This is a genomic window from Bosea sp. 124, from assembly GCF_003046175.1.
GTDB lineage: Bacteria > Pseudomonadota > Alphaproteobacteria > Rhizobiales > Beijerinckiaceae > Allobosea.
Map to the genome: position 1 here is coordinate 1,770,664 of NZ_PZZM01000001.1, position 17,670 is coordinate 1,788,333.

19 protein-coding genes are annotated in these 17,670 nt (G+C 67.1%); 3 read left to right on the forward strand and 16 right to left on the reverse strand.

The genetic code is table 11. The features are described 5' to 3' along the window. Window positions 1–10 precede the first annotated feature (10 nt). From C8D03_RS08245 to C8D03_RS08280, 8 genes are all read right to left on the reverse strand, one after another. A complete protein-coding gene (locus C8D03_RS08245) occupies window positions 11–988 on the reverse strand; it encodes a type II secretion system F family protein (RefSeq protein WP_108045830.1) in 978 nt (325 codons plus the stop codon). 27 nt (window positions 989–1,015) lie between these two features. Then, window positions 1,016–2,473, reverse strand: a complete 1,458-nt coding sequence (locus C8D03_RS08250; RefSeq protein WP_108045831.1) for a CpaF family protein — start codon at window positions 2,471–2,473, stop codon at window positions 1,016–1,018. A gap of 94 nt (window positions 2,474–2,567) precedes the next feature. Continuing rightward, complete coding sequence (locus C8D03_RS08255; RefSeq protein WP_108045832.1) at window positions 2,568–3,830, reverse strand: CpaE/TadZ family protein; 1,263 nt, start codon at window positions 3,828–3,830, stop codon at window positions 2,568–2,570. After that, window positions 3,830–4,570 carry a CpaD family pilus assembly protein gene (locus C8D03_RS08260; protein WP_108045833.1) on the reverse strand — a complete coding sequence of 247 codons (741 nt, stop codon included), beginning with the start codon at window positions 4,568–4,570 and terminating at the stop codon, window positions 3,830–3,832. Before C8D03_RS08260 ends, C8D03_RS08255 begins: the two co-directional genes overlap by 1 nt. Before the next feature lie 34 nt (window positions 4,571–4,604). Further along, a complete protein-coding gene (locus tag C8D03_RS08265) occupies window positions 4,605–6,047 on the reverse strand; it encodes a type II and III secretion system protein family protein (protein ID WP_248308400.1) in 1,443 nt (480 codons plus the stop codon). Then, entirely contained in the window at window positions 6,044–6,823 is a 780-nt protein-coding gene (cpaB, locus tag C8D03_RS08270; protein WP_108045835.1) for a Flp pilus assembly protein CpaB, read from the reverse strand. The genes C8D03_RS08265 and cpaB overlap by 4 nt, the downstream gene beginning before the upstream one ends. 155 nt (window positions 6,824–6,978) lie before the next feature. Beyond that, entirely contained in the window at window positions 6,979–7,491 is a 513-nt protein-coding gene (locus tag C8D03_RS08275; protein ID WP_108045836.1) for an A24 family peptidase, read from the reverse strand. Window positions 7,492–7,670: 179 nt separating this feature from the next. After that, window positions 7,671–7,835, reverse strand: a complete 165-nt coding sequence (locus C8D03_RS08280) for a Flp family type IVb pilin (RefSeq protein ID WP_108051380.1) — start codon at window positions 7,833–7,835, stop codon at window positions 7,671–7,673. A gap of 414 nt (window positions 7,836–8,249) precedes the next feature. Between C8D03_RS08280 and C8D03_RS08285 the strand changes: the two genes are divergently transcribed. The 3 genes from C8D03_RS08285 (at window position 8,250) to C8D03_RS08295 (ending at window position 10,361) form a co-directional block, all read left to right on the forward strand. Further along, window positions 8,250–8,774, forward strand: coding sequence for a pilus assembly protein N-terminal domain-containing protein (locus tag C8D03_RS08285; protein ID WP_465246432.1), 525 nt, complete (start codon window positions 8,250–8,252; stop codon window positions 8,772–8,774). A gap of 331 nt (window positions 8,775–9,105) precedes the next feature. Continuing rightward, the gene (locus C8D03_RS08290; protein ID WP_108045838.1) at window positions 9,106–9,729 is read left to right on the forward strand and encodes a TadE/TadG family type IV pilus assembly protein; all 624 of its coding nucleotides are present in this window, start codon (window positions 9,106–9,108) and stop codon (window positions 9,727–9,729) included. An 8-nt stretch (window positions 9,730–9,737) separates the two neighbouring features. Next, complete coding sequence (locus tag C8D03_RS08295; protein ID WP_181300794.1) at window positions 9,738–10,361, forward strand: TadE/TadG family type IV pilus assembly protein; 624 nt, start codon at window positions 9,738–9,740, stop codon at window positions 10,359–10,361. 25 nt (window positions 10,362–10,386) lie between these two features. Here the strand turns inward: C8D03_RS08295 and C8D03_RS08300 are convergent, their stop codons facing one another. The 8 genes from C8D03_RS08300 to C8D03_RS08335 form a co-directional block, all read right to left on the reverse strand. Continuing rightward, window positions 10,387–11,886 (reverse strand): phosphomannomutase/phosphoglucomutase, encoded by a 1,500-nt coding sequence (locus C8D03_RS08300; RefSeq protein ID WP_108045840.1) that lies wholly within the window; start codon window positions 11,884–11,886, stop codon window positions 10,387–10,389. 130 nt (window positions 11,887–12,016) lie between these two features. Continuing rightward, window positions 12,017–12,583, reverse strand: a complete 567-nt coding sequence (locus C8D03_RS08305; RefSeq protein ID WP_108045841.1) for a retropepsin-like aspartic protease family protein — start codon at window positions 12,581–12,583, stop codon at window positions 12,017–12,019. Window positions 12,584–12,822: 239 nt separating this feature from the next. After that, window positions 12,823–13,731, reverse strand: coding sequence for a ribokinase (locus tag C8D03_RS08310; RefSeq protein ID WP_210203909.1), 909 nt, complete (start codon window positions 13,729–13,731; stop codon window positions 12,823–12,825). Next, entirely contained in the window at window positions 13,728–14,624 is an 897-nt protein-coding gene (locus C8D03_RS08315) for a 2-dehydro-3-deoxygalactonokinase (protein ID WP_108045842.1), read from the reverse strand. The genes C8D03_RS08310 and C8D03_RS08315 overlap by 4 nt, the downstream gene beginning before the upstream one ends. A gap of 113 nt (window positions 14,625–14,737) precedes the next feature. Continuing rightward, the gene (gene pcaG / locus C8D03_RS08320; protein ID WP_108045843.1) at window positions 14,738–15,337 is read right to left on the reverse strand and encodes a protocatechuate 3,4-dioxygenase subunit alpha; all 600 of its coding nucleotides are present in this window, start codon (window positions 15,335–15,337) and stop codon (window positions 14,738–14,740) included. Continuing rightward, complete coding sequence (gene pcaH, locus C8D03_RS08325) at window positions 15,327–16,037, reverse strand: protocatechuate 3,4-dioxygenase subunit beta (protein WP_108045844.1); 711 nt, start codon at window positions 16,035–16,037, stop codon at window positions 15,327–15,329. The genes pcaG and pcaH overlap by 11 nt, the downstream gene beginning before the upstream one ends. Beyond that, a complete protein-coding gene (locus C8D03_RS08330; protein WP_108045845.1) occupies window positions 16,034–16,804 on the reverse strand; it encodes a CoA-transferase subunit beta in 771 nt (256 codons plus the stop codon). Before C8D03_RS08330 ends, pcaH begins: the two co-directional genes overlap by 4 nt. Beyond that, window positions 16,804–17,661, reverse strand: coding sequence for a CoA transferase subunit A (locus C8D03_RS08335; RefSeq protein WP_108045846.1), 858 nt, complete (start codon window positions 17,659–17,661; stop codon window positions 16,804–16,806). The genes C8D03_RS08330 and C8D03_RS08335 overlap by 1 nt, the downstream gene beginning before the upstream one ends. Between the last annotated feature and the right edge of the window lie 9 nt (window positions 17,662–17,670).

Here is a 17,670-nt window from a genome sequence, read left to right on the forward strand (position 1 = left end):
CGGCGGCGCCTCAGATGTTGAAGTTGATCATCTTGCGCATGATCAGGACGCCCACCAGCATCCAGATGGCGCAGCCGACGAGGGCAAACTTGCCGACCTGGGTGATCCAGAGCAGCTCGATGTAGCGCGGGCTCGTCAGGTAGACCATGCCGGCCACGGAGGGCGGCAGGCAGGCGATGATGCCGGCGGAAGCCTTGGCCTCCATCGAGACGGCGTTGATCTTGTCACGCATCTTGCGGCGGTCGCGGATGACCCGCGAGAGGTTGCCGAGCGTTTCCGAAAGGTTGCCGCCAGTCTTCTGCTGGATCGCCAGCACGATGCCGAAGAAGTTCGATTCGGCGCAGGGCATGCGCTCATAGAGCTTGGCGACGGCGTCGGTGAGCGGCAGGCCGAGCGTCTGGCTCTCGATGATGAGGCGGAATTCGGTCTTTACCGGCTCGGCGGCCTCCGAGGCGACGATGCGCAGGCAGTCGTTCAGGGGAAGGCCGGCCTTGATGCCGCGCGTGATGACGTCGATCGCGTTGGGGAATTCGTTGCCGAACCGCTTCAGCCGGCGGTTCCGGCAATGCTGCAGGAACCAGAGCGGCATGCCCAGCGCCCCGACGAACAGGCCGACCACGGCAAGGACCAGGCTGCCACTCAAGGTGAGCAGGAGCAAGCCCGTGCCCACCGAGATGGCCGCACTGACGATATAGTACTTCTTGCGGTCCCAGTTCAGCCCGGCCTGCGAGATGCGCTGCTCGAGGGTGAGCTTGTTGCGCGCGTTCTCGCGATTCTCGATCTCCTTCAGGCTCTGGGCGATCTGCCCGCGCTTGGCCCGGGCCTGCGCCTCGCGGTCGAATGTGCGCGCCGCGACCGGGGTCGCGAACTCCTTGCGGCGCTTCTCGGCACGAGCCTGCCCGCTCAGCATCGGATAGAACAGCGCATAGGTGACGCCGCCCGCAGCCAGCGTCGCCAGCACCACGATGGCGATGAAGCTCAGATCCATGGCCGCGGCTCCGGCCGGTCTGCGCGGTCACGCGGCATCGGTTTCGCCCTGCTCGAGCTCGTCGATCGCGGCGGCGAGCCGCTGCTCCTCGCCGTAATAGCGGGCACGTTCCCAGAAACGCGGGCGGCCGATGCCGGTCGCGCGGTGGCGCCCGATCAGCTTGCCGTGGGCGTCCTCGCCGAGGATATCGTAGTTCACGATGTCCTGGGTGATGATGACATCGCCTTCCATGCCCATCACCTCGGTGATGTGCGTGATCCGGCGGGAGCCGTCGCGCAGACGCTGGGCCTGGATGATGACGTCGATCGAGGAGCAGATCATCTCGCGCAGCGTCTTCGACGGCAGCGAGAAGCCGCCCATCGTGATCATCGATTCGATACGGCTCAGGCACTCACGCGGCGTGTTGGCGTGGAGCGTGCCCATCGAGCCGTCATGGCCGGTGTTCATCGCCTGCAGCAGGTCGAAGGCCTCGGGTCCGCGCACCTCGCCGACGATGATCCGCTCGGGACGCATGCGCAGGCAGTTCTTGACGAGATCGCGCATCGTCACCGCACCCGTGCCCTCGAGATTGGGCGGACGGGTTTCGAGACGCACGACATGCGGCTGCTGGAGCTGGAGCTCGGCCGCGTCCTCGCAGGTGATGATGCGCTCGTCGAGGTCGATGTAGTTCGTCAGGCAGTTGAGCAGCGTGGTCTTGCCCGAGCCGGTACCGCCAGAGATGACGATGTTACAGCGGACCCGGCCGATGATCTTCAGGATCTCGGCGCCGGGCGGCGAGATCGCGCCGAACTTGACGAGCTGATCGAGGGTCAGCTTGTCCTTCTTGAACTTACGGATGGTGAGCGCAGGGCCGTCGATCGCCAGCGGCGGGGCGATGACGTTGACGCGCGAGCCGTCGGCGAGGCGCGCATCGCAGATCGGCGAGCTTTCGTCGACGCGCCGGCCGACCTGGCTGACGATGCGCTGGCAGATGTTCATCAACTGCGCGTTGTCGCGGAAGCGGATGTTCGTCAGCGTGATCTTGCCGCCGGTTTCGATGAAGGTCCGGGTGGCGCCGTTGACCATGATGTCGGCGATGTCGTCACGGGCGAGCAGGGGCTCGAGCGGACCGTAGCCGAGCACGTCGTTGCAGATGTCGTCGAGCAGTTCCTCCTGCTCGGCGATGGAGAGCACGACGTTCTTCAGCGAGATGATCTCGTTGATGATGTCGCGAATTTCCTCGCGTGCCGATTCGCCATCGAGCTTGGCGAGCTGCGACAGGTCGATCGCCTCGATGAGAGCACCGAAGATCATGCTCTTCATCTGGTAGTATTCGTCGGATCGCGGCTGCTCCGTCGGCGCGGCCGGTGGCGGCGCCCGACGGGTTTCGGTCGCGAGCGGCGGAGCCGCCGGCTGGCGAGCCGGGGCGGTCGCTGCGGCGGCAGCCGGCGCCTTCAGGGCCAGGGCCGGTGCGACTGCTGCGCCGGGGGAACGCTTTCCGAACATCTCAACCCTCTTTCGCGCTGGCCGGCGCGGCGGCTTGCCGGCCCGCGCTCACGCGATTCCAAACCCTGATCCCGGCCCGGAGACGCTGCATCGTTCAGGCCTTTCGCCGCAGCTTGGCGACGAGCGGCTCGAACAGGCTGCGCTTGCTGCGCTTGGCTTCGCCACGGCCGGTCAACGCGCTGGCGATCTGGACGAAGGCCTCGGCGATCTTGCCGCCGGGCTGGACCTCCGCGATCATCTGGCCGTTGTTCGCCGCCGTTCCGAAGAGCTGCGCGTCGAAAGGGATCGAGGTCAGAACCTCGACGCCGAGCGCCTTGGCGAATTCGGCCGCGTCGATCTCGGGACGCTTGGGCATGCCGACCTGGTTCAGCACCAGCCTCGCGCCGGAATCATTGGGCCGGTTCGCACGGGCGAGGTCGACCAGGTTCTTGGCGTTCCTGAGCGAGGCGAGTTCCGGGCCTGCGACGACGATGATCTCGTCGGCGCTGATCAGGGCGCGCCGGACCCAGCCGCTCCAGACATGCGGAACGTCGAGGACGACGCAAGGCACCGTCGCGCGCAGGAGATCGAAGAGCTGCTCGAAGGCATCCTCCGGCAGGTCGAGGGTGCGATCGAGCATGGCCGGGGCGGCCAGCAGGGCCAGGTTGTCGCTGCAGCGCGAGAGCAGCCGGTCCAGCATGTTGGCGTCGAGGCGCTCCGGCGCGAAGACAGCCTCGGCGATGCCCTGCGGCGGGTCCTGGTTGAAATCGAGGCCGGCCGTGCCATAGGCGATGTCGAGATCGACGATCACAGTGGAGGCGTCGAGATTGCGGGCGATCGACCAGGCAACATTGTGCGCCACGGTCGAGGAACCGACGCCGCCCTTGGCACCCATCACCGCAATGATGCGGCCGAGATTGCGGGCACCGGGCGAGACATAGAGCTCCGAGAGCGTGCGCAGCACGTCGAGCGTGCCGAGCGGCGCGATCAGATATTCGCTGACGCCGCGACGGATCAGGTCGCGATAGAGCTGGACGTCGTTGACATGGCCGATGACCACGACCTTGGTGCCGGCGTCGCAGCTCTCCGAGAGCTGGTCGAGATATCCGATCAGCGCTGCCGGATCGGAAACGGTCTCCAGCACGATGATGTTGGGCGTCGGCGCGGCGCGGAAAGCCTCGACCGCGGCGGCGGGGCCACCCATCTGGATGCGCGCATGCGCCTTGTCCATGCGCCGGTCGGCAATGGCGGCCTGCATGGTCGCGGCGACGGCCGGCGTCTCGCAGAAGGCCTGCAAGGTGATGCGCGGAAGCGGCGCGACGACATCCTCGGCCGCCGCGTCGCCGGACCGCGTCTCGAAGTCCTGCCCGGCGCTCATCAGCGGCCTCCGACCGTCGAATTGATCTGCGGCGTTTCCTGCCGGTACTGGGTCGAAGGATCCTTGCCGTCGCGGATCTTGGCGATGGCGCCCATCCGCTTGGCGATGTCCGGACGGCCTTCGCTGCGGGAGCGGACGAGATCGATCGGATCGGCCACCTGGGCGGCGAGCGTCGCCTGGCTGGAACAGCCGAAGTTCCAGTAGGGCTCGTTCGTCATGTCTTCCTTCATGCTGGAGACGCCGGTGTCCGACGGCCACTGCCCGCAATCATGCGGCAGGCCGGCCTGCAGCGAGGCGAAGGTCAGGCGGATCGGCGAGGCCAGATTCGCATCGACGACCGGGTATGTCCGGACCGACAGCGCCTGACCGGAGACGCCGCCGCGGGCCAGCGCCGAGCGGATGCCGTTGAGCGTGTCGTGCGCCGCCATCTCGCGCCTCGACCCGGTCGGCACCTGGGCGACAAGGCCGCCCTTGCCCGAGCGGCTGTATTCCCTGGCGAAATCCGCGACATCCTCGGCCTGGCGGGGATCGAGCCCGCCGCCCGACCGCCCGACGAAGACATCGAGCGAGCGCGGCGCGTCGCGCAGCACGATGGGGTGGCGTTCGCGGACGTCGACGGGCGCCAGCGAGCTGGCGAGATCGGCCCTGTGCGTACAGGCGCCGAGCGTCGTCGCCGCGGCGAGGACGATGCCGAGACCGGCGGGCCGGAACCTGATCTTCTGCTGTGATCGAGCCATCATGGTCTCGCCATCCCTTGCGCGTGCAGCCTTGGCATCAGTCGGCGATGAAGCCGACGCGGCCCTTGTAGGCTTGCGGCAGCGGTCCGCCGCTGGTTCCGTAGATCTTGTTCAGGCGACCGAGCAGGATAGCCTGCGCGTCATGGGCATCGACGAAGCCGTCATCGGGCCGCTGGACCTGGTTGGGCTCCATCGGCTTGGCGATGTAGGGGGTCGCGGTGATCATCAGCTCGGTTTCCTCACGCTGGTAGTCGCGCGAGCGGAAGAGCACGCCGATGATCGGCAGGTTCATCAGGCCGGGAAAGCCGTTGAGCGAGGATTTGGAGACGCGCTGGATCAGGCCCGCCGTCGCCAGCGTGCCGCCCGACGGCAGCTCGACCGTGGTGTCCGACTTGCGGACGCGGAAGGCCGGCGCGTTGACGACCTGCTGGCTGCTGTTGCGCGTATCGCTGAGGCGAAGCTGGTTCTCGAAGTCGAGTTCCGTCACCTCGGTGGCGATGCGCATGCTGATCTTGTTGTCGGAGAGCACGATCGGCGTGAAGTTGAGCGCGACGCCGATCGGACGATACTGGATGCCGAGCGTGCAGAGGCCGGTGCCATCGCAGGAATAGCCGCTCGGAACCGGGACTTCGCCGCCGGCCGTGAATTTCGCGCTTTCGCCCGAGATCGCGGTGACCGTCGGTTCGGCGAGGACGCGCGAGAGGCCGGCACGCTCCAGGGCGCGCAGGGTGAAGTTGGTCGAGTTGCCGATGCCGGCCGTGATCGCGGTCGCGGCCAGCGCCTGCGGCTGCAGCGGCAGCGGGTTGTCGATCGTCGGCAGGACCGAGAAATTGCCGAGCTTCCACTCGCCGGTCGAGTTGATGCCGAGCTGCTTGATCGCCTTGCGCGAGACCTCCGAGACCACGACCTTGACCATGACCTGGTCGCGGCCGCGGATCGTCAACGAATTGATGACGGCGCCCTTGCTGGAGGTGAACAGCCCGGCGGAGACACCGACGAAGGCGTTGGCGATGTCCACCGCCTGGGTCGCCTCGGAGGCGTTGGCGACGTTGCCGACGAGAAGAATCGAATTGCCGGCCGGCTTGATCTCGATCTGCGCCCTGGGCAGGGCGGTGCGCAGCGTCTGGCGCAGGACGTTGAGATCCCGTCCGACCTCGATCTCCAGCGCCGTGATCTGGCGACCCTCGGCGTCGATGACGAACATCGAGGTCGAGCCGTCGGCGATGCCGATGATGAAGAGCTTGCGCGCCGAGCGGACGACCGCGTTGGCGACCTTGGGATTGGCGACGAAGACTTCCTTCGCATCGCGCGGCAGCTCAATGATCAGCGAACGGCCGATCGACAGATCGAGCTTGCGGGCGATGGCATGCTCGCTCGTGCCGACGTTCAGGACCGGGGCCGGGGCGCTGGTCTGCGCGACGGCCTGCCCGGTCAGGAACAGGGCAAGGATGGCTGAGAGGACGATACGTTCCCGGCTCACTGGTTCGCACTCCGCATGGTGACGCCGTATTTGACGATCGTCATGGCGCCTTCGGCCGTGGGGCCCGAGGCGATCTGGCCTGCGTCCTTGAGACTGCGCAGGGCCAGCGACAGGGTTCCCATCTTCTGGCCGCGGAACAGCGTCTCGGCCTGGCCGGGCTCGACCTCTAGGGTCGCCGTCTCGCCGACCACGACCTTCTCGCCGTTGCGCTCCTGAACATTCTGACCGATGGCGAGGACCCGCAGATTGCGCAGGATCGTCTCGCTGAGGAAGGCTTCGCCCTCCCCTTCGACCGAAGGGCCCTTCATAGTCACGATCACGTCGACGCGGTCATTGGGCAGGATGAAGCCGCCGGCCGTGTTGGCGCCGCGGCTGTCGGTCGAGATCGCGACGGCGCGCATGCCCGATGGCAGCACTGCCGATAGGAAGCCCGTGCCATCGGTCTTGATCAGCTTTTCGCGCCGGACGGGCTCGGAGGCGAGGATGCCGTAACGGGCGACCTGGCCCGCGAGCTCCTGCTCGGCCTGCGGCGCCTCGTCCTTGCGCACCACGCCGGAGGGAACGCTCGCGAGCGGCCAGTCGAGCCAGCGCAGGTCATTGGCCGAGACGACGTTGCCGACCGGGATGTCGGCGGCAGCGACGAGCACCGGCACCGTCGGTGCCGCCTCGATCCGGGCAGCCGGCGCCGGGGCCTGCGACGGCTTCCTGATCAGCATGGCGGCGCCGATGCCGGCAACCAGCGCGACCAGTAGGATGATGATGCGGGCGGGACTCATTGCGACTGACCCTCAGCCAAACCCAGTTGGCTCTCGTCGAGGATCGTGCGGCTGGAATCGTCAACTTATGGTTAATCGGACGTATCTTTTTTTCGCATTGGCAGCGTCTCGCGGCGGCGATGCGGCCGATGGCGCCTGTGCCCGCAGCTTTCCGATCACAGCCCCATGGCGGCGCGCCAGAGGGCGGTATCGGGCAGCACGAGAAGCGCGGCGAAGGCGAGCGCGATGCCATAAGGCACGCCTTCCTTCGGCGAATGCAGCCGGCGCGCCCAGGACCAGCCGCTCGCGACGCCTGGCAGCGGGCCCGAGCGGAGCTTGAGCAGAACGAGGGTCAGCACGCCACCGCCCAGGGCAGCCCAGATGAGATAGGGCATCAACTGGTCGAAGCCGAACCAGAGCGCCGTGACGGCGGCGAGCTTGGCATCGCCGCCACCGATCCAGCCGGCCGCGAACATGCCGAAGCAGACGGCGAGCACGACCCCGCCTGCAACGAGATGCCAGCCGAGCTGCACCCAACCGAGCCCGAGCGTGGCGGCGCAGATGGCGAAGGTCGCCATCAAGACGAGGCAGAGCCGGTTCGAGATCGTCATCGAGACGAGGTCGCTGGCCGCGGCATAAGCCATGGCGGCCGGGAAGACGAAAAGCAGGGCGATGAGCGGGAGCGACATGGCATGCCTTCGGGCGCGGCGGCGTGTCCGGCGATCCTGACGCAAAGCGCCTCACCAAAACCTTACCGCGAATGGGAACACTCCGGAGAACGGGGAGCTTCACGCAAGAAAAAACGCCCCGGACCAGCCGGGGCGTTTCGTCGTACAGAGCCGCGAGGCGCGCAGGCGCCTTCCCGGTCTTACTGGAGCTTGGTGTTGATGAATTCGAACTTGGCGGAGAGGCTCGAGCCGAGGTTCGTCCACGCCACGATACAAGCGACGGCGACCAGGGCGGCGATCAGGCCGTATTCGATGGCGGTCGCGCCAGACTCATCCTTGACGAAGCGAGCGAAAACGTTGGTCATGTTGAACTCCTTTTGCACCACGGTTTGACGGCTGCCTTCGCTCTGAAGCGGCTTCGGTCAGCGACAAATGGACATTACCGCGCTCCCCTTGCTGATCAGTTAAGCCGATAGAAGAATTGGCTCGATCTCGCAGACATCGTTTCGATGGTTAACGTTGAATTTACATGGCCACATAAAGAAAATAACGCCTCACCACCAATTTAATACAAGTCAATTCTAATATTGATCTCGTACAAATCGACGGTCGACCTATGATTTGATGAGCGCGCGACGCCCTACCAGCGTCCTGCAATCGATATCTGTCTCTGCGTCATCCGCCCCGAGCGGCAATCAAATCCATCGCAGCGGTCGAATTAGGATTTGGTTCATCATTTTGCGCTTTCCTGCCCTTGTCGGAAATCTTGAGGCATCGCCATGTCCACTCTCTCGGCCGCAGCACGGCTTCGCCGACCCGGCTCGCGCTGGACGGAACGAGCGCTTGCCGCAACGGCATGTGGAGCGATCCTGGTCGCGGGACTGATGCCCGCAAGCGCCGCGCCCCAGACGTCCAAGATCGAAAGCGTCATCGTCATGGTCGATCATGCGAAGGTCGTCAGGCTGCCCGAGAAGGCCCAGACCGTGATCATCGGAAACCCCGCCATCGCGGATGTGGCCGTCCAGAAGAACGGCGTCATGGTCGTCACCGGCAAAAGCTTCGGCGTCACCAACCTGATCGCGCTCGATGCCGGCGGCGCGCTGCTGGCGGAATCGCTCGTGCGCGTGGGCGCGGATTCCGATTCGCTCCTGACCGTGCAGCGCGGGCTCGAGCGCGAGAGCTATTCCTGCACGCCGGTCTGCCAGCCCGCGGCCCAGCTCGGCGACGCGCAGAAGTATTTCGGTGAAGTGGGCGCGCAGGCCAATACCCGCAGCGCCTCGGCGCTCGGCGCCACCAAGCGCTGAGGCTCCGGCCACGCCTTCTGACCCACCTCTTCATCAAGAGCATCGCCCGGCCTCCGGACCGCCCCGGGAGGCAGAGCCCACGAGGCTCGTTTTGCGGTGTGGCACCGCCGGATTTAGACTTGAACCGCGAGTTTCGCGGCACCAGGCGCCGGATCGGACAGGGTGAACGATCCGCTAACGCCCGTTCGGCGGGGCCGGGACGGTCCATAACGGATCGGAAATTCTTTCAAGCTATGACTCGGATCGTCATCGGGCCGACGCCGCACCGGCGACAACCGGCTCGACTGCCGGCGGCGCAAATCTGCGAAGCGACAACCGGACGCCAGAGGTCATGACACCTTCTCCGATCGAGACCGAAGCCAGGACGGCCACGGACGCGACGCCTCTGCGTCACAAGCGGTCGCGGCTGCTCACCCGTTTTCGGCGCTCGCAGGACGGTGCCACGGCGGTCGAGTTCGCCTTCATCGCATTTCCGTTTCTCATCCTGCTGGCCGCCATCATCGAGACGGCCCTGATGTTCTGGACGAGCCAGGTTCTCGAAGAGGCCGTTTCACAGGCCTCGCGCCGGCTGCTCACCGGCGAAGCGGCGACCCGCTATACGGGCAATGCCGCCGCCAACACCATCGCCTTCCGCAACGACGTCTGCGCCGCGGCACCCGGGCTGGTCGACTGCTCCAAACTGGTCGTCGACGTCCGGACCTATTCCTCTTTTGCCAACGCCAAGACCGGCGTCGACGGCAGCAACCCGATCAGCGCCGGCGGGCTGAACACGACGGGCTTCGGGTACAACCAGCAGCCCCAGCCCCAGCAGATCGTCGTGGTGCGCGCCGTGCTCGAGTATTCGCTCTACTTCACGCAGTGGAGCGCGAGCCTCGCGAATATCGGCTCCGGCCGGCGCGGTATCGTCGCCTCGACGACCTTCCGGTCCGAGCCTTTCAACGCGCCTGCGACATGAGGTTTCCGATGACGCGCGCATTCTCGCCAAGGCGCAACCGAGCCGCGTTGCGAGCCCTGATCCGGCGGCTGGGCCGCAACCGTCGCGGCGTTGCGGCCGTCGAATTCGCCATGATCCTGCCAGCGATGCTGGCGATCTATTTCGGGATCGTCGAAACCGGCCAAGCGATCATGATCGACCGCAAGGTCACGCAGCTGACACGCTCGCTGGTCGACCTGTCGTCGCAGGTCAGCACGATCCCGACCACCGAGGTGGGCAACATCTTCGATGCCGCCCAGACGGTGATGATGCCCTACACAAGCGTCGCGCCGAAGATGTCGATCCACCACATCGTGATCGACAGCGCCGGCGTCGCCAAGGTCTGCTGGAGCGAGCAGCGCAATTCGACCAAGCTCGCCCGTGGCACGACCGTCGCCCTGCCGGCGGATCTGCGCATGCCCAACACCTCGATCATGATGGCGCAGGCGAGCTACGACTTCACGCCGGTCGTCGGCTGGATCATCAAGGGCGGGGCGATCACGATCGGCGGCTCGCCGATCTACATGCGCCCGCGCCTGGGCAAGGCCGGAGGCTCGGCCAGCATCGAGCAGGTCGAACGCTCCGGCGTGGCGATGTGCCCGGGCTTCGGCTGAGAGAGCACCGGACGAAGCCTGCCGTTCAGATCGTCTGGTTGTAGGCGCCGACTTCCGGGTTGGTGCGCAGCAGGCCGTCGATCGCGGCGAACATCTCGCGCATGCGTGCCTCCGCAATCGGACTCTCGCAGACGACGACGAGCTCCGGCTTGTTCGACGAGGCCCTGACCAGCGCCCAGCTCCCGTCCTGCGTCGTGACGCGCACGCCATTGACCGTCACCACGTCGCGGATCGGCTGGCCGGCGAAGCTTTCGCCCTTTGCCTGCATCGCCTGCACGGCCTTCGTCACCCGGTCAGCGACGTCGTATTTGATCTCGTCGGCGCATTTGGCCGACATGGTCGGCGTGCCCCAAGTCTTCGGCACGGCAGCGTAGAGCTCGGCCATCGACTTCGCCGGATTGCGGTCGAGCATGTCGATGACCGCAATGGCAGTGACGAGGCCGTCGTCATAGCCGCGCCCGATCGGCGCGTTGAAGAAGAAATGGCCCGATTTCTCGAAGCCGGCGAGCGCGTTCAGCTCCTGGACGCGGCGCTTGATGTGGGAATGGCCGGTCTTCCAGTAGTCGGTCTTGATGCCGAGGCGCTGCAGTTCCGGATCGGTATGGAACAGGCCGGTCGACTTCACGTCGACGACGAACTGGGCGCCCGGATGGAGCGCGCCGAGATCGCGCGCCAGCATGACACCGATCTTGTCGGCGAAGATCTCCTCGCCATGGTTGTCGACGACACCGCAGCGGTCGCCGTCGCCATCGAAGCCAAGCGCGATATCGGCGCCATGCTGCTTCACGGCGTCGGCCATGGCATGCAGCATCTTCATGTCTTCGGGATTGGGATTGTAGCGCGGGAAGGTGTGGTCCAGCTCGGCATCCATCGGGACGACCTCGCAGCCCAGCGCCTCGAGAATCTTCGGCGCGAAAGCGCCGGCCGTGCCGTTGCCGCAGGCGGCGATGACCTTGAGCTTGCGCCTGATCTTCGGGCGGCTGGTCAGGTCCTTGAAATAGAGCGCCGGGAAATCCGGGACGAAGACATAGGAGCCACCGCCGACGAGGTCGAAATCAGCCGCCAGGACGATGTCCTTGAGCGCGCTCATCTCGTCGGGGCCGAAGGTGACGGGGCGTTGCGCACCCATCTTCACGCCGGTCCAGCCATTATCGTTATGCGAGGCGGTGACCATGGCGACGCAGGGCACGTCGAGCGCGAACTGGGCGAAATAGGCCATCGGCGACATGGCCAGCCCGATGTCATGGACCTTGCAGCCCGCCGCCATCAGCCCGGTGACAAGCGCCATCTTGATCGAGGAGGAATAGCCACGGAAATCATGGCCGGTGACGATCTCGGGCTTGATGCCCATGCGCCGGATCAGCGTGCCCAGCCCCATGCCGACGGCCTGGACGCCCATCAGGTTGAGCTCCTGGCCGAAGAACCAGCGCGCATCGTATTCGCGGAAGCCGGTCGGCTTCACCATCGGCAACGATTCATAGGCGAAGGTATTGGGGAACAGCTCGGGCAGAGGCTTTGGAAACATCGAGTCATCCGTAGCGGAAATGGAGCCTGGCGGGATGCCAACAATCCGCATAGCCGATCACGGCGACAAGGGAAACGCATCGCTCCGGCCGGGCCACTGCAGCGCGGTGCGCGCAGTCGCCTCGAACAACTCAGCCACGCAGGACCATGCGTCCGGTCTGCACCTCGTAGCCCCTGAGCTTCCCGAGGAAGGACGTGCCGAGCAGACTCATCGACAGCGCGCCCTCGGGCAGGACGACCGCCTCGACATTGCGGACGAGGATGGAGCCGAGCCTGACCTCGCGCAGATTGACGCGGGCGCCCCTGACGGTGCCGTTCGCCGTGCTCAGCGACATCTTGTAGTCGGCCGAGGAGAGCTGGATACCGAGCGCGCGGGCATCGCTGGCCGTCAACGCAACCAGGCTCGCGCCGGTGTCGACGAGCATTTTGATGCGGAAATTGTCGATGGAGGGGTGCACGACATAGTGGCCGCGGTAATCGGCGGCGACGGTCAGTATCGGGGGCTCGGCCGGCTTGAAGGGCACCGCCTTGCCGTCGGCGGGGCGAGCGCCGGGGGACGGGTTGCCGACCGTGACGGAGGCGACGCTCGGCGCCTCGTCCATGCCGGCCCAGCCGGCGAGCTTCGAGCCGTAGCCGAGCGCGCTCACTGACGCGATCGCCGCGACACCGAGCGCCCAGATGATCGGCCTTTGAGCCATTGCGACCCTGTCTCCACCATTGACCTTGCGGAAACGATGCCGGCCCAGTCCCTGCGGAAGGGTGAAGAGAGGTGCTCGGATTGGGCGGTTTCCCCGTACCGTTCCGGACCAGGCGCGAACAGGCTTAACACCGGCTTGCGGCCATCACCGAAAGGGCCATCGCCCGAGAGGCTGCAGGCTTTTGATCTCGCATCGGCTTTTTTGAAAGCCACACTCCCCTTCTCGGGCCGATGCTCTCGCTAGAGGAATGACTGCCCGACCAGTGCCTCGATCGCCTCGCGACGCGGCACGCTCGGCTGCGCACCGGCGACCGTGCAGGCGAGGGAGCCGGCCGCGAGACCGCGCTGCAATGCTCCGGAGAAGCCGTAGCCGGCCGACAGCGCAGCCGCGAAGGCCCCGGTGAAGCTGTCCCCGGCCGCAACCGTGTCCACCACCGCGACGACGGGCGCCGCGAGGCGGCGGCGGATTCCGCCATGCCAGCCGACCGCGCCTTCGGCACCGAGCGTGACGATGCAGGCGATGCCGCGCCCGGCATCGCAGCGCCGGGCGATCTCGTCCGGCTCGCGCTCCGGCCAGCCGAGGGACTGCGCCAGCACCAGCGCCTCGTGCTCGTTGACGACGAGCACGTCGAGGCAGGCGAGCAAATCCTCGTCCGGCGGCCCTGCGGGAGCCAGGTTAAGGATGACACGGCCGCCGGCGCGCTTCATCCGCCGCGCCCCCGCGAGGCATTCCGCTTCCGGCACCTCCCGCTGCAGCAGCAGAACGTCGCCTTCGCCGAGCGGCAGGCCAGCCAGCGCCTCGGCCCGGGCCAGGGCATTGGCACCCGCCGCGACGACGATCTGGTTCGATCCGGCCGCATCGACGGCGATGAAGGCGGCTCCGGTCGGCGCCTCGGCCTGCGCGACATGGGAGAGGTCGACGCCGTCTGCCTCGAGCAGCGACAGGGCAATGCCCGCAAAGGCGTCGAGGCCGACCGCGCCGAGGAGCACGACCTCCGCCCCGGCCCGGCGGGCCGCGAGCGCCTGGTTCGCGCCCTTGCCGCCGGGGTGGAGGACATAGCCCGGCCCCATCACCGTTTCGCCGGCTCCCGGCAGGCGCTCGACCTGCGTCACCAGATCGACATTGAGCGAGCCGAAGACGACGATCACTCCGGAACCCGCTCCGCGAGACGGCGGACGCCGGCGACGAAGGCCGCCTCGGGCGTCGTCGGCTTCGCATCGATCCCGGCGGAGGCCAGCGCGGCACCGTAGCTTTGTGCGAGGACACCGTCGGCGACGAGATGCACCGTGTCGCTCCGGCCGAGAAGCGCCTGTGCGCCTGCGATCTCATGGCCGACCAGCAGCGCCGAGAGATAGGGGCCGACAGCCCCGCCCGGCATGCGCCCGGCGAGAACCTCCGAGCGGGATGCGAAGGCGGTGTTGAGCAATCCGCCCGGGCGGGCGGCGGCGGCGAGGCCGTCAGCCGCACCGCGAGCAGCGTCGTCGCCCGCAGGCTCCTCGGCGAGACGCGACAGAATGGAATGCTGCCGCAGCAGGCCATAGATCTCGCCTGTCATGAAACTGGCGAAGCGGGTGATCCGGCCACCCTCGACCAGCGCCCATTTCGAATGGGTTCCGGGCAGGCAGGCGATGCCGTCCGAAAGACCAAGGCCGACGATCAGCGTCTCCTCGCCGCGCATGACGTCGAAGGCGCCTTCGTCGCAGGAAAGGCCAGGCAGGATGGTCGCCGGCGAACCGTCGGCGAGCGTCACCTTCATGCCAGCCGCGGCGATCTCGTCGGGAGACGCCGGGCAGCGGACGTAATGGGCCTCGATCCAGCCATTGCGGCTGCCGACCATGCCGGCGAGCACGATGCCCGCATCCGGGGCGGCCTTGCGCAGATCGCCGGCGATCGCCTCGAAGGCCGCCGGAAAACCACCGGCGGGGACGGACTGGATGCCCTGATCGGCGCTCCGGCGCTGCAGAACCTCGCCCGTTGCGGAGATCAGGAAAGCGCGGGCGCGCGTCGTGCCCCAGTCAAGCGCGATCAGGGGTCTGGGCATGGGCTGAGCTCCGGCGGTCGACAAACACGCCCCGTCAGTCCCGGGCGCAGCGCAGGGCGGAGAATCCCTTGCGGAAGCTGCCCGGGTCAAGCCCGGGCGCGACGATCTTGCGTTCACGCCTCGAAGAAGACGGTCTCACCCTCGCCCTGCAGGCGGATATCGAAGCGGAAGACGGTGTCGCCGACGCGCTGGGCGATCAGCGTCGCGCGCCGGTCGGCCGGGACCAGCATCAAGACCGGATCGCCGGCATTGCCGGGCTCGTCGGAGAGGTAGATCCGCGTCGCCAGCCTGACCAGGATGCCGCGGGCGAAGACCGAGACGGAGAGATGCGGCGCCTGCAGGCGTCCGTCCGGCCCCTGCACTGCGCCGGGTCGAACAGTCTCGAAATGGAAAGCGCCCTCGGCCGTCGTCTCGGCGCGGCCGAAGCCGGTGAAGCCCGCATTGCCGGCGGCGTGGAAACGGCCCTGCGCGTCGGCCTGCCAGATCTCGATCATCGCGTCGCCGACGGGGGCGCCGTCGCCGTCATAGACCACGCCCTCGATGCGGATGCGCTCCCCGGCCACGCCCTCGGCGGCGATCTGTTCGGTCGCGAGCTCGGGACCGCCATAGGCGCGCGGCGTCAGCGCATAGGCGAAGAAGGGGCCGATGGTTTGCGAGGGCGTGATGCCGAGGTCGGCCCCGCTCGCCTGCGGCGCTTGCTGCTCAGTGGTCATGCGGCTCCTCCACCGGCGTCGCGCTGCGACCGCGCAGGACGATGTCGAACCGATAGCCCAGCGCCCATTCCGGTTCGGTCGTCGCGAGGTCGAAGCGCGAGATCAGTCGCTCGCGCGCGTTGGCATCCGTGATCGACTGGAAGATCGGGTCGTATTTGAACAGCGGATCGCCCGGAAAATACATCTGCGTGATCACGCGGGACAGGAAGCTCGGCCCGAACAGCGAGAAATGGATATGAGCCGGGCGCCAGGCATTGTGGTGGTTGCGCCAGGGATAGGCGCCGGGCTTGATCGTGACGAAGCGATAGCGACCCTGCTCATCGGTCAAGGCCCGGCCTGCCCCGGTGAAGTTCGGATCGAGCGGGGCCGGATGCTGGTCGCGGACATGGACATAACGGCCACCGGCATTGGCCTGCCAGATCTCGATCAGGGTATGCGGCACCGGCCGGCCGTCCTCGTCCAGGACGCGGCCCGAAACGATGATGCGCTCGCCCAGCGGCTCGCCCTGATGCTGGCGGGTCAGGTCCGAATCGCCCGCCGCCAAGGCGGCATGGCCGAAGACCGGCCCGGTCGTCTCCGACAGCGTATGCGGCAGCAGGATCAGGGGCTTGGAGGGCGCGCGCTTCAGCGTCGACCCATAGTCGGGCGACGCATTGAGCGGGTGGGATTTCAGGCTGCCGGGCGGATAGATCAGACTCATGCCGCCACCCCATGAGCTTGCCTGGTGCGGGCATGGAGTTCGCGCAGAACGGAGAGTTCCTGTTCCGTGGCGGCCGGGGTCTCAGCGACAGCGGCCGCGAAACGCAGCGGCCAGGCGCAAGCCGCCTGCGCCTGCTCGCGCGTCACGCCCGGATGCAGCGAGACCACCGTGAGCTCCGCCGTCTCGGGATCCGGCTCCAGCACGCAGAGATCGGTGATGACCTTGGTCGGCCCCTTCGTCGTCAGGCCGAGCGCGGCGCGGTCGCCCTTGGCGGCGCCATGGCCGAAGGAGGTGATGAAGGGCAGCTTCTCGACGAAGGCGCGCGTGCCCATAGCCATGGTGATGAAGATCTGCCCGCAATTGCCGGCGATCTCGGGCGCGCCGCCGCCGCCCGGCAGGCGCACCTTCGGCGCATCGTAAGGGCCGACGACGGTGGTGTTGAGGTTGGCGAAGCGGTCGATCTGGGCGCCGCCCAGGAAGCCGATGGTGATGCGCCCGCCCTGCAGCCAGTAGCGGAACATCTCCGGCACCGCGACAGTGGTCAGCGCCGTGTCGCAGAGTTCGCCGTCGCCGATCGAGAGCGGCAGGACGGTCGGGCGGGTCGAGAGTGTGCCGGATTCGTAGATCAGCGTGATCTTCGGCGCATGGGTCAGCCGCGCCAGGTTGCAGGCCGCCGAGGGCGCGCCGATGCCGACGAAGCAGACATCCGCGTTCGTCAGCAGGCGGGCCGCCGCGATGGTCATCATTTCGGACGGGGTCGCAGTCATCACGCCGCCTCCCTCGCTGAGAGCGCATGTCGCGCGAAGGCATCAGGGCCCTTTTCGAGCACGTTTTCCTTGATCCAGGACAAGAAGCTCTCGCGCTCGCGGGCGATCTTGTCCCAGGCGATGTAGAAGTCGTTGGCGCGCTTGTAGTAGCCATGTGCGTAGGACGGATGGGCCCCGCCAGGGACATGGGCGATGGCCGTGACCACCCAGGACGGCAGGATCACGGCATTGGCGTTGCGCGGGCCGAAATCGTCGACGATCTCCTCGACCGTGACGAGCGAGCGCTTCGCCGCCAGCACCGCCTCCTTCTGCACGCCGACGATGCCCTCGAGCAGGACATTGCCCTCGCGATCGGCCTTGAGCGCGTGGATGACGGCGGCGTCGGGGCGGATCGCCGGGACGGTCGCCAGCACCTCGCCGGTATAGGGGCAGGTCACGGAGCGGATCTGCGGATTGACCTTGGGCAGGTCGACGCCCTTGTAGCCGCGGAACACCGCGAAAGGCAGGTTGGCCGCGCCGGCTTCGTAGGCGTTGGCCATGCCGGCATGGCTGTGCTCCTCGAGTTCCAGCCGGTGCGGCCAGCCATTCTCGATCGCATCGCGAAGCCGGTGCAGCGAGCCGACGCCGGGATTGCCACCCCAGGCGAAGACCAGCTTCTCAGCGCAGCCGGTACCGATCAACTGGTCGTAGATCAGGTCCGGCGTCATCCGGATCAGCGTCAGGCGCCGCCGGCCCTGCCGGATCGTCTCGTGACCCGCCGCATGCGGAATCAGATGGGTGAAGCCTTCCATGGCGACGGAACAGCCATCGCTCACGACCGCCTCGATCCCCTCGGCGAGGGAGACGAATTCAGCCACCTTGACATC

Coding starts and splice junctions, on each gene's coding strand:
- C8D03_RS08290 (WP_108045838.1), top strand. CDS start 9,106: ATGACACCTTCTCCGATCGAGACCGAAGCCAGGACGGCCACGGACGCG.
- C8D03_RS08295 (WP_181300794.1), top strand. CDS start 9,738: ATGACGCGCGCATTCTCGCCAAGGCGCAACCGAGCCGCGTTGCGAGCC.
- C8D03_RS08250 (WP_108045831.1), bottom strand. CDS start 2,473: ATGTTCGGAAAGCGTTCCCCCGGCGCAGCAGTCGCACCGGCCCTGGCC.
- C8D03_RS08280 (WP_108051380.1), bottom strand. CDS start 7,835: ATGACCAACGTTTTCGCTCGCTTCGTCAAGGATGAGTCTGGCGCGACC.
- C8D03_RS08285 (WP_465246432.1), top strand. CDS start 8,250: ATGTCCACTCTCTCGGCCGCAGCACGGCTTCGCCGACCCGGCTCGCGC.
- C8D03_RS08255 (WP_108045832.1), bottom strand. CDS start 3,830: ATGAGCGCCGGGCAGGACTTCGAGACGCGGTCCGGCGACGCGGCGGCC.
- cpaB (WP_108045835.1), bottom strand. CDS start 6,823: ATGAGTCCCGCCCGCATCATCATCCTACTGGTCGCGCTGGTTGCCGGC.
- C8D03_RS08330 (WP_108045845.1), bottom strand. CDS start 16,804: ATGACTGCGACCCCGTCCGAAATGATGACCATCGCGGCGGCCCGCCTG.
- pcaG (WP_108045843.1), bottom strand. CDS start 15,337: ATGACCACTGAGCAGCAAGCGCCGCAGGCGAGCGGGGCCGACCTCGGC.
- C8D03_RS08260 (WP_108045833.1), bottom strand. CDS start 4,570: ATGATGGCTCGATCACAGCAGAAGATCAGGTTCCGGCCCGCCGGTCTC.
- pcaH (WP_108045844.1), bottom strand. CDS start 16,037: ATGAGTCTGATCTATCCGCCCGGCAGCCTGAAATCCCACCCGCTCAAT.
- C8D03_RS08245 (WP_108045830.1), bottom strand. CDS start 988: ATGGATCTGAGCTTCATCGCCATCGTGGTGCTGGCGACGCTGGCTGCG.
- C8D03_RS08300 (WP_108045840.1), bottom strand. CDS start 11,886: ATGTTTCCAAAGCCTCTGCCCGAGCTGTTCCCCAATACCTTCGCCTAT.
- C8D03_RS08305 (WP_108045841.1), bottom strand. CDS start 12,583: ATGGCTCAAAGGCCGATCATCTGGGCGCTCGGTGTCGCGGCGATCGCG.
- C8D03_RS08275 (WP_108045836.1), bottom strand. CDS start 7,491: ATGTCGCTCCCGCTCATCGCCCTGCTTTTCGTCTTCCCGGCCGCCATG.
- C8D03_RS08315 (WP_108045842.1), bottom strand. CDS start 14,624: ATGCCCAGACCCCTGATCGCGCTTGACTGGGGCACGACGCGCGCCCGC.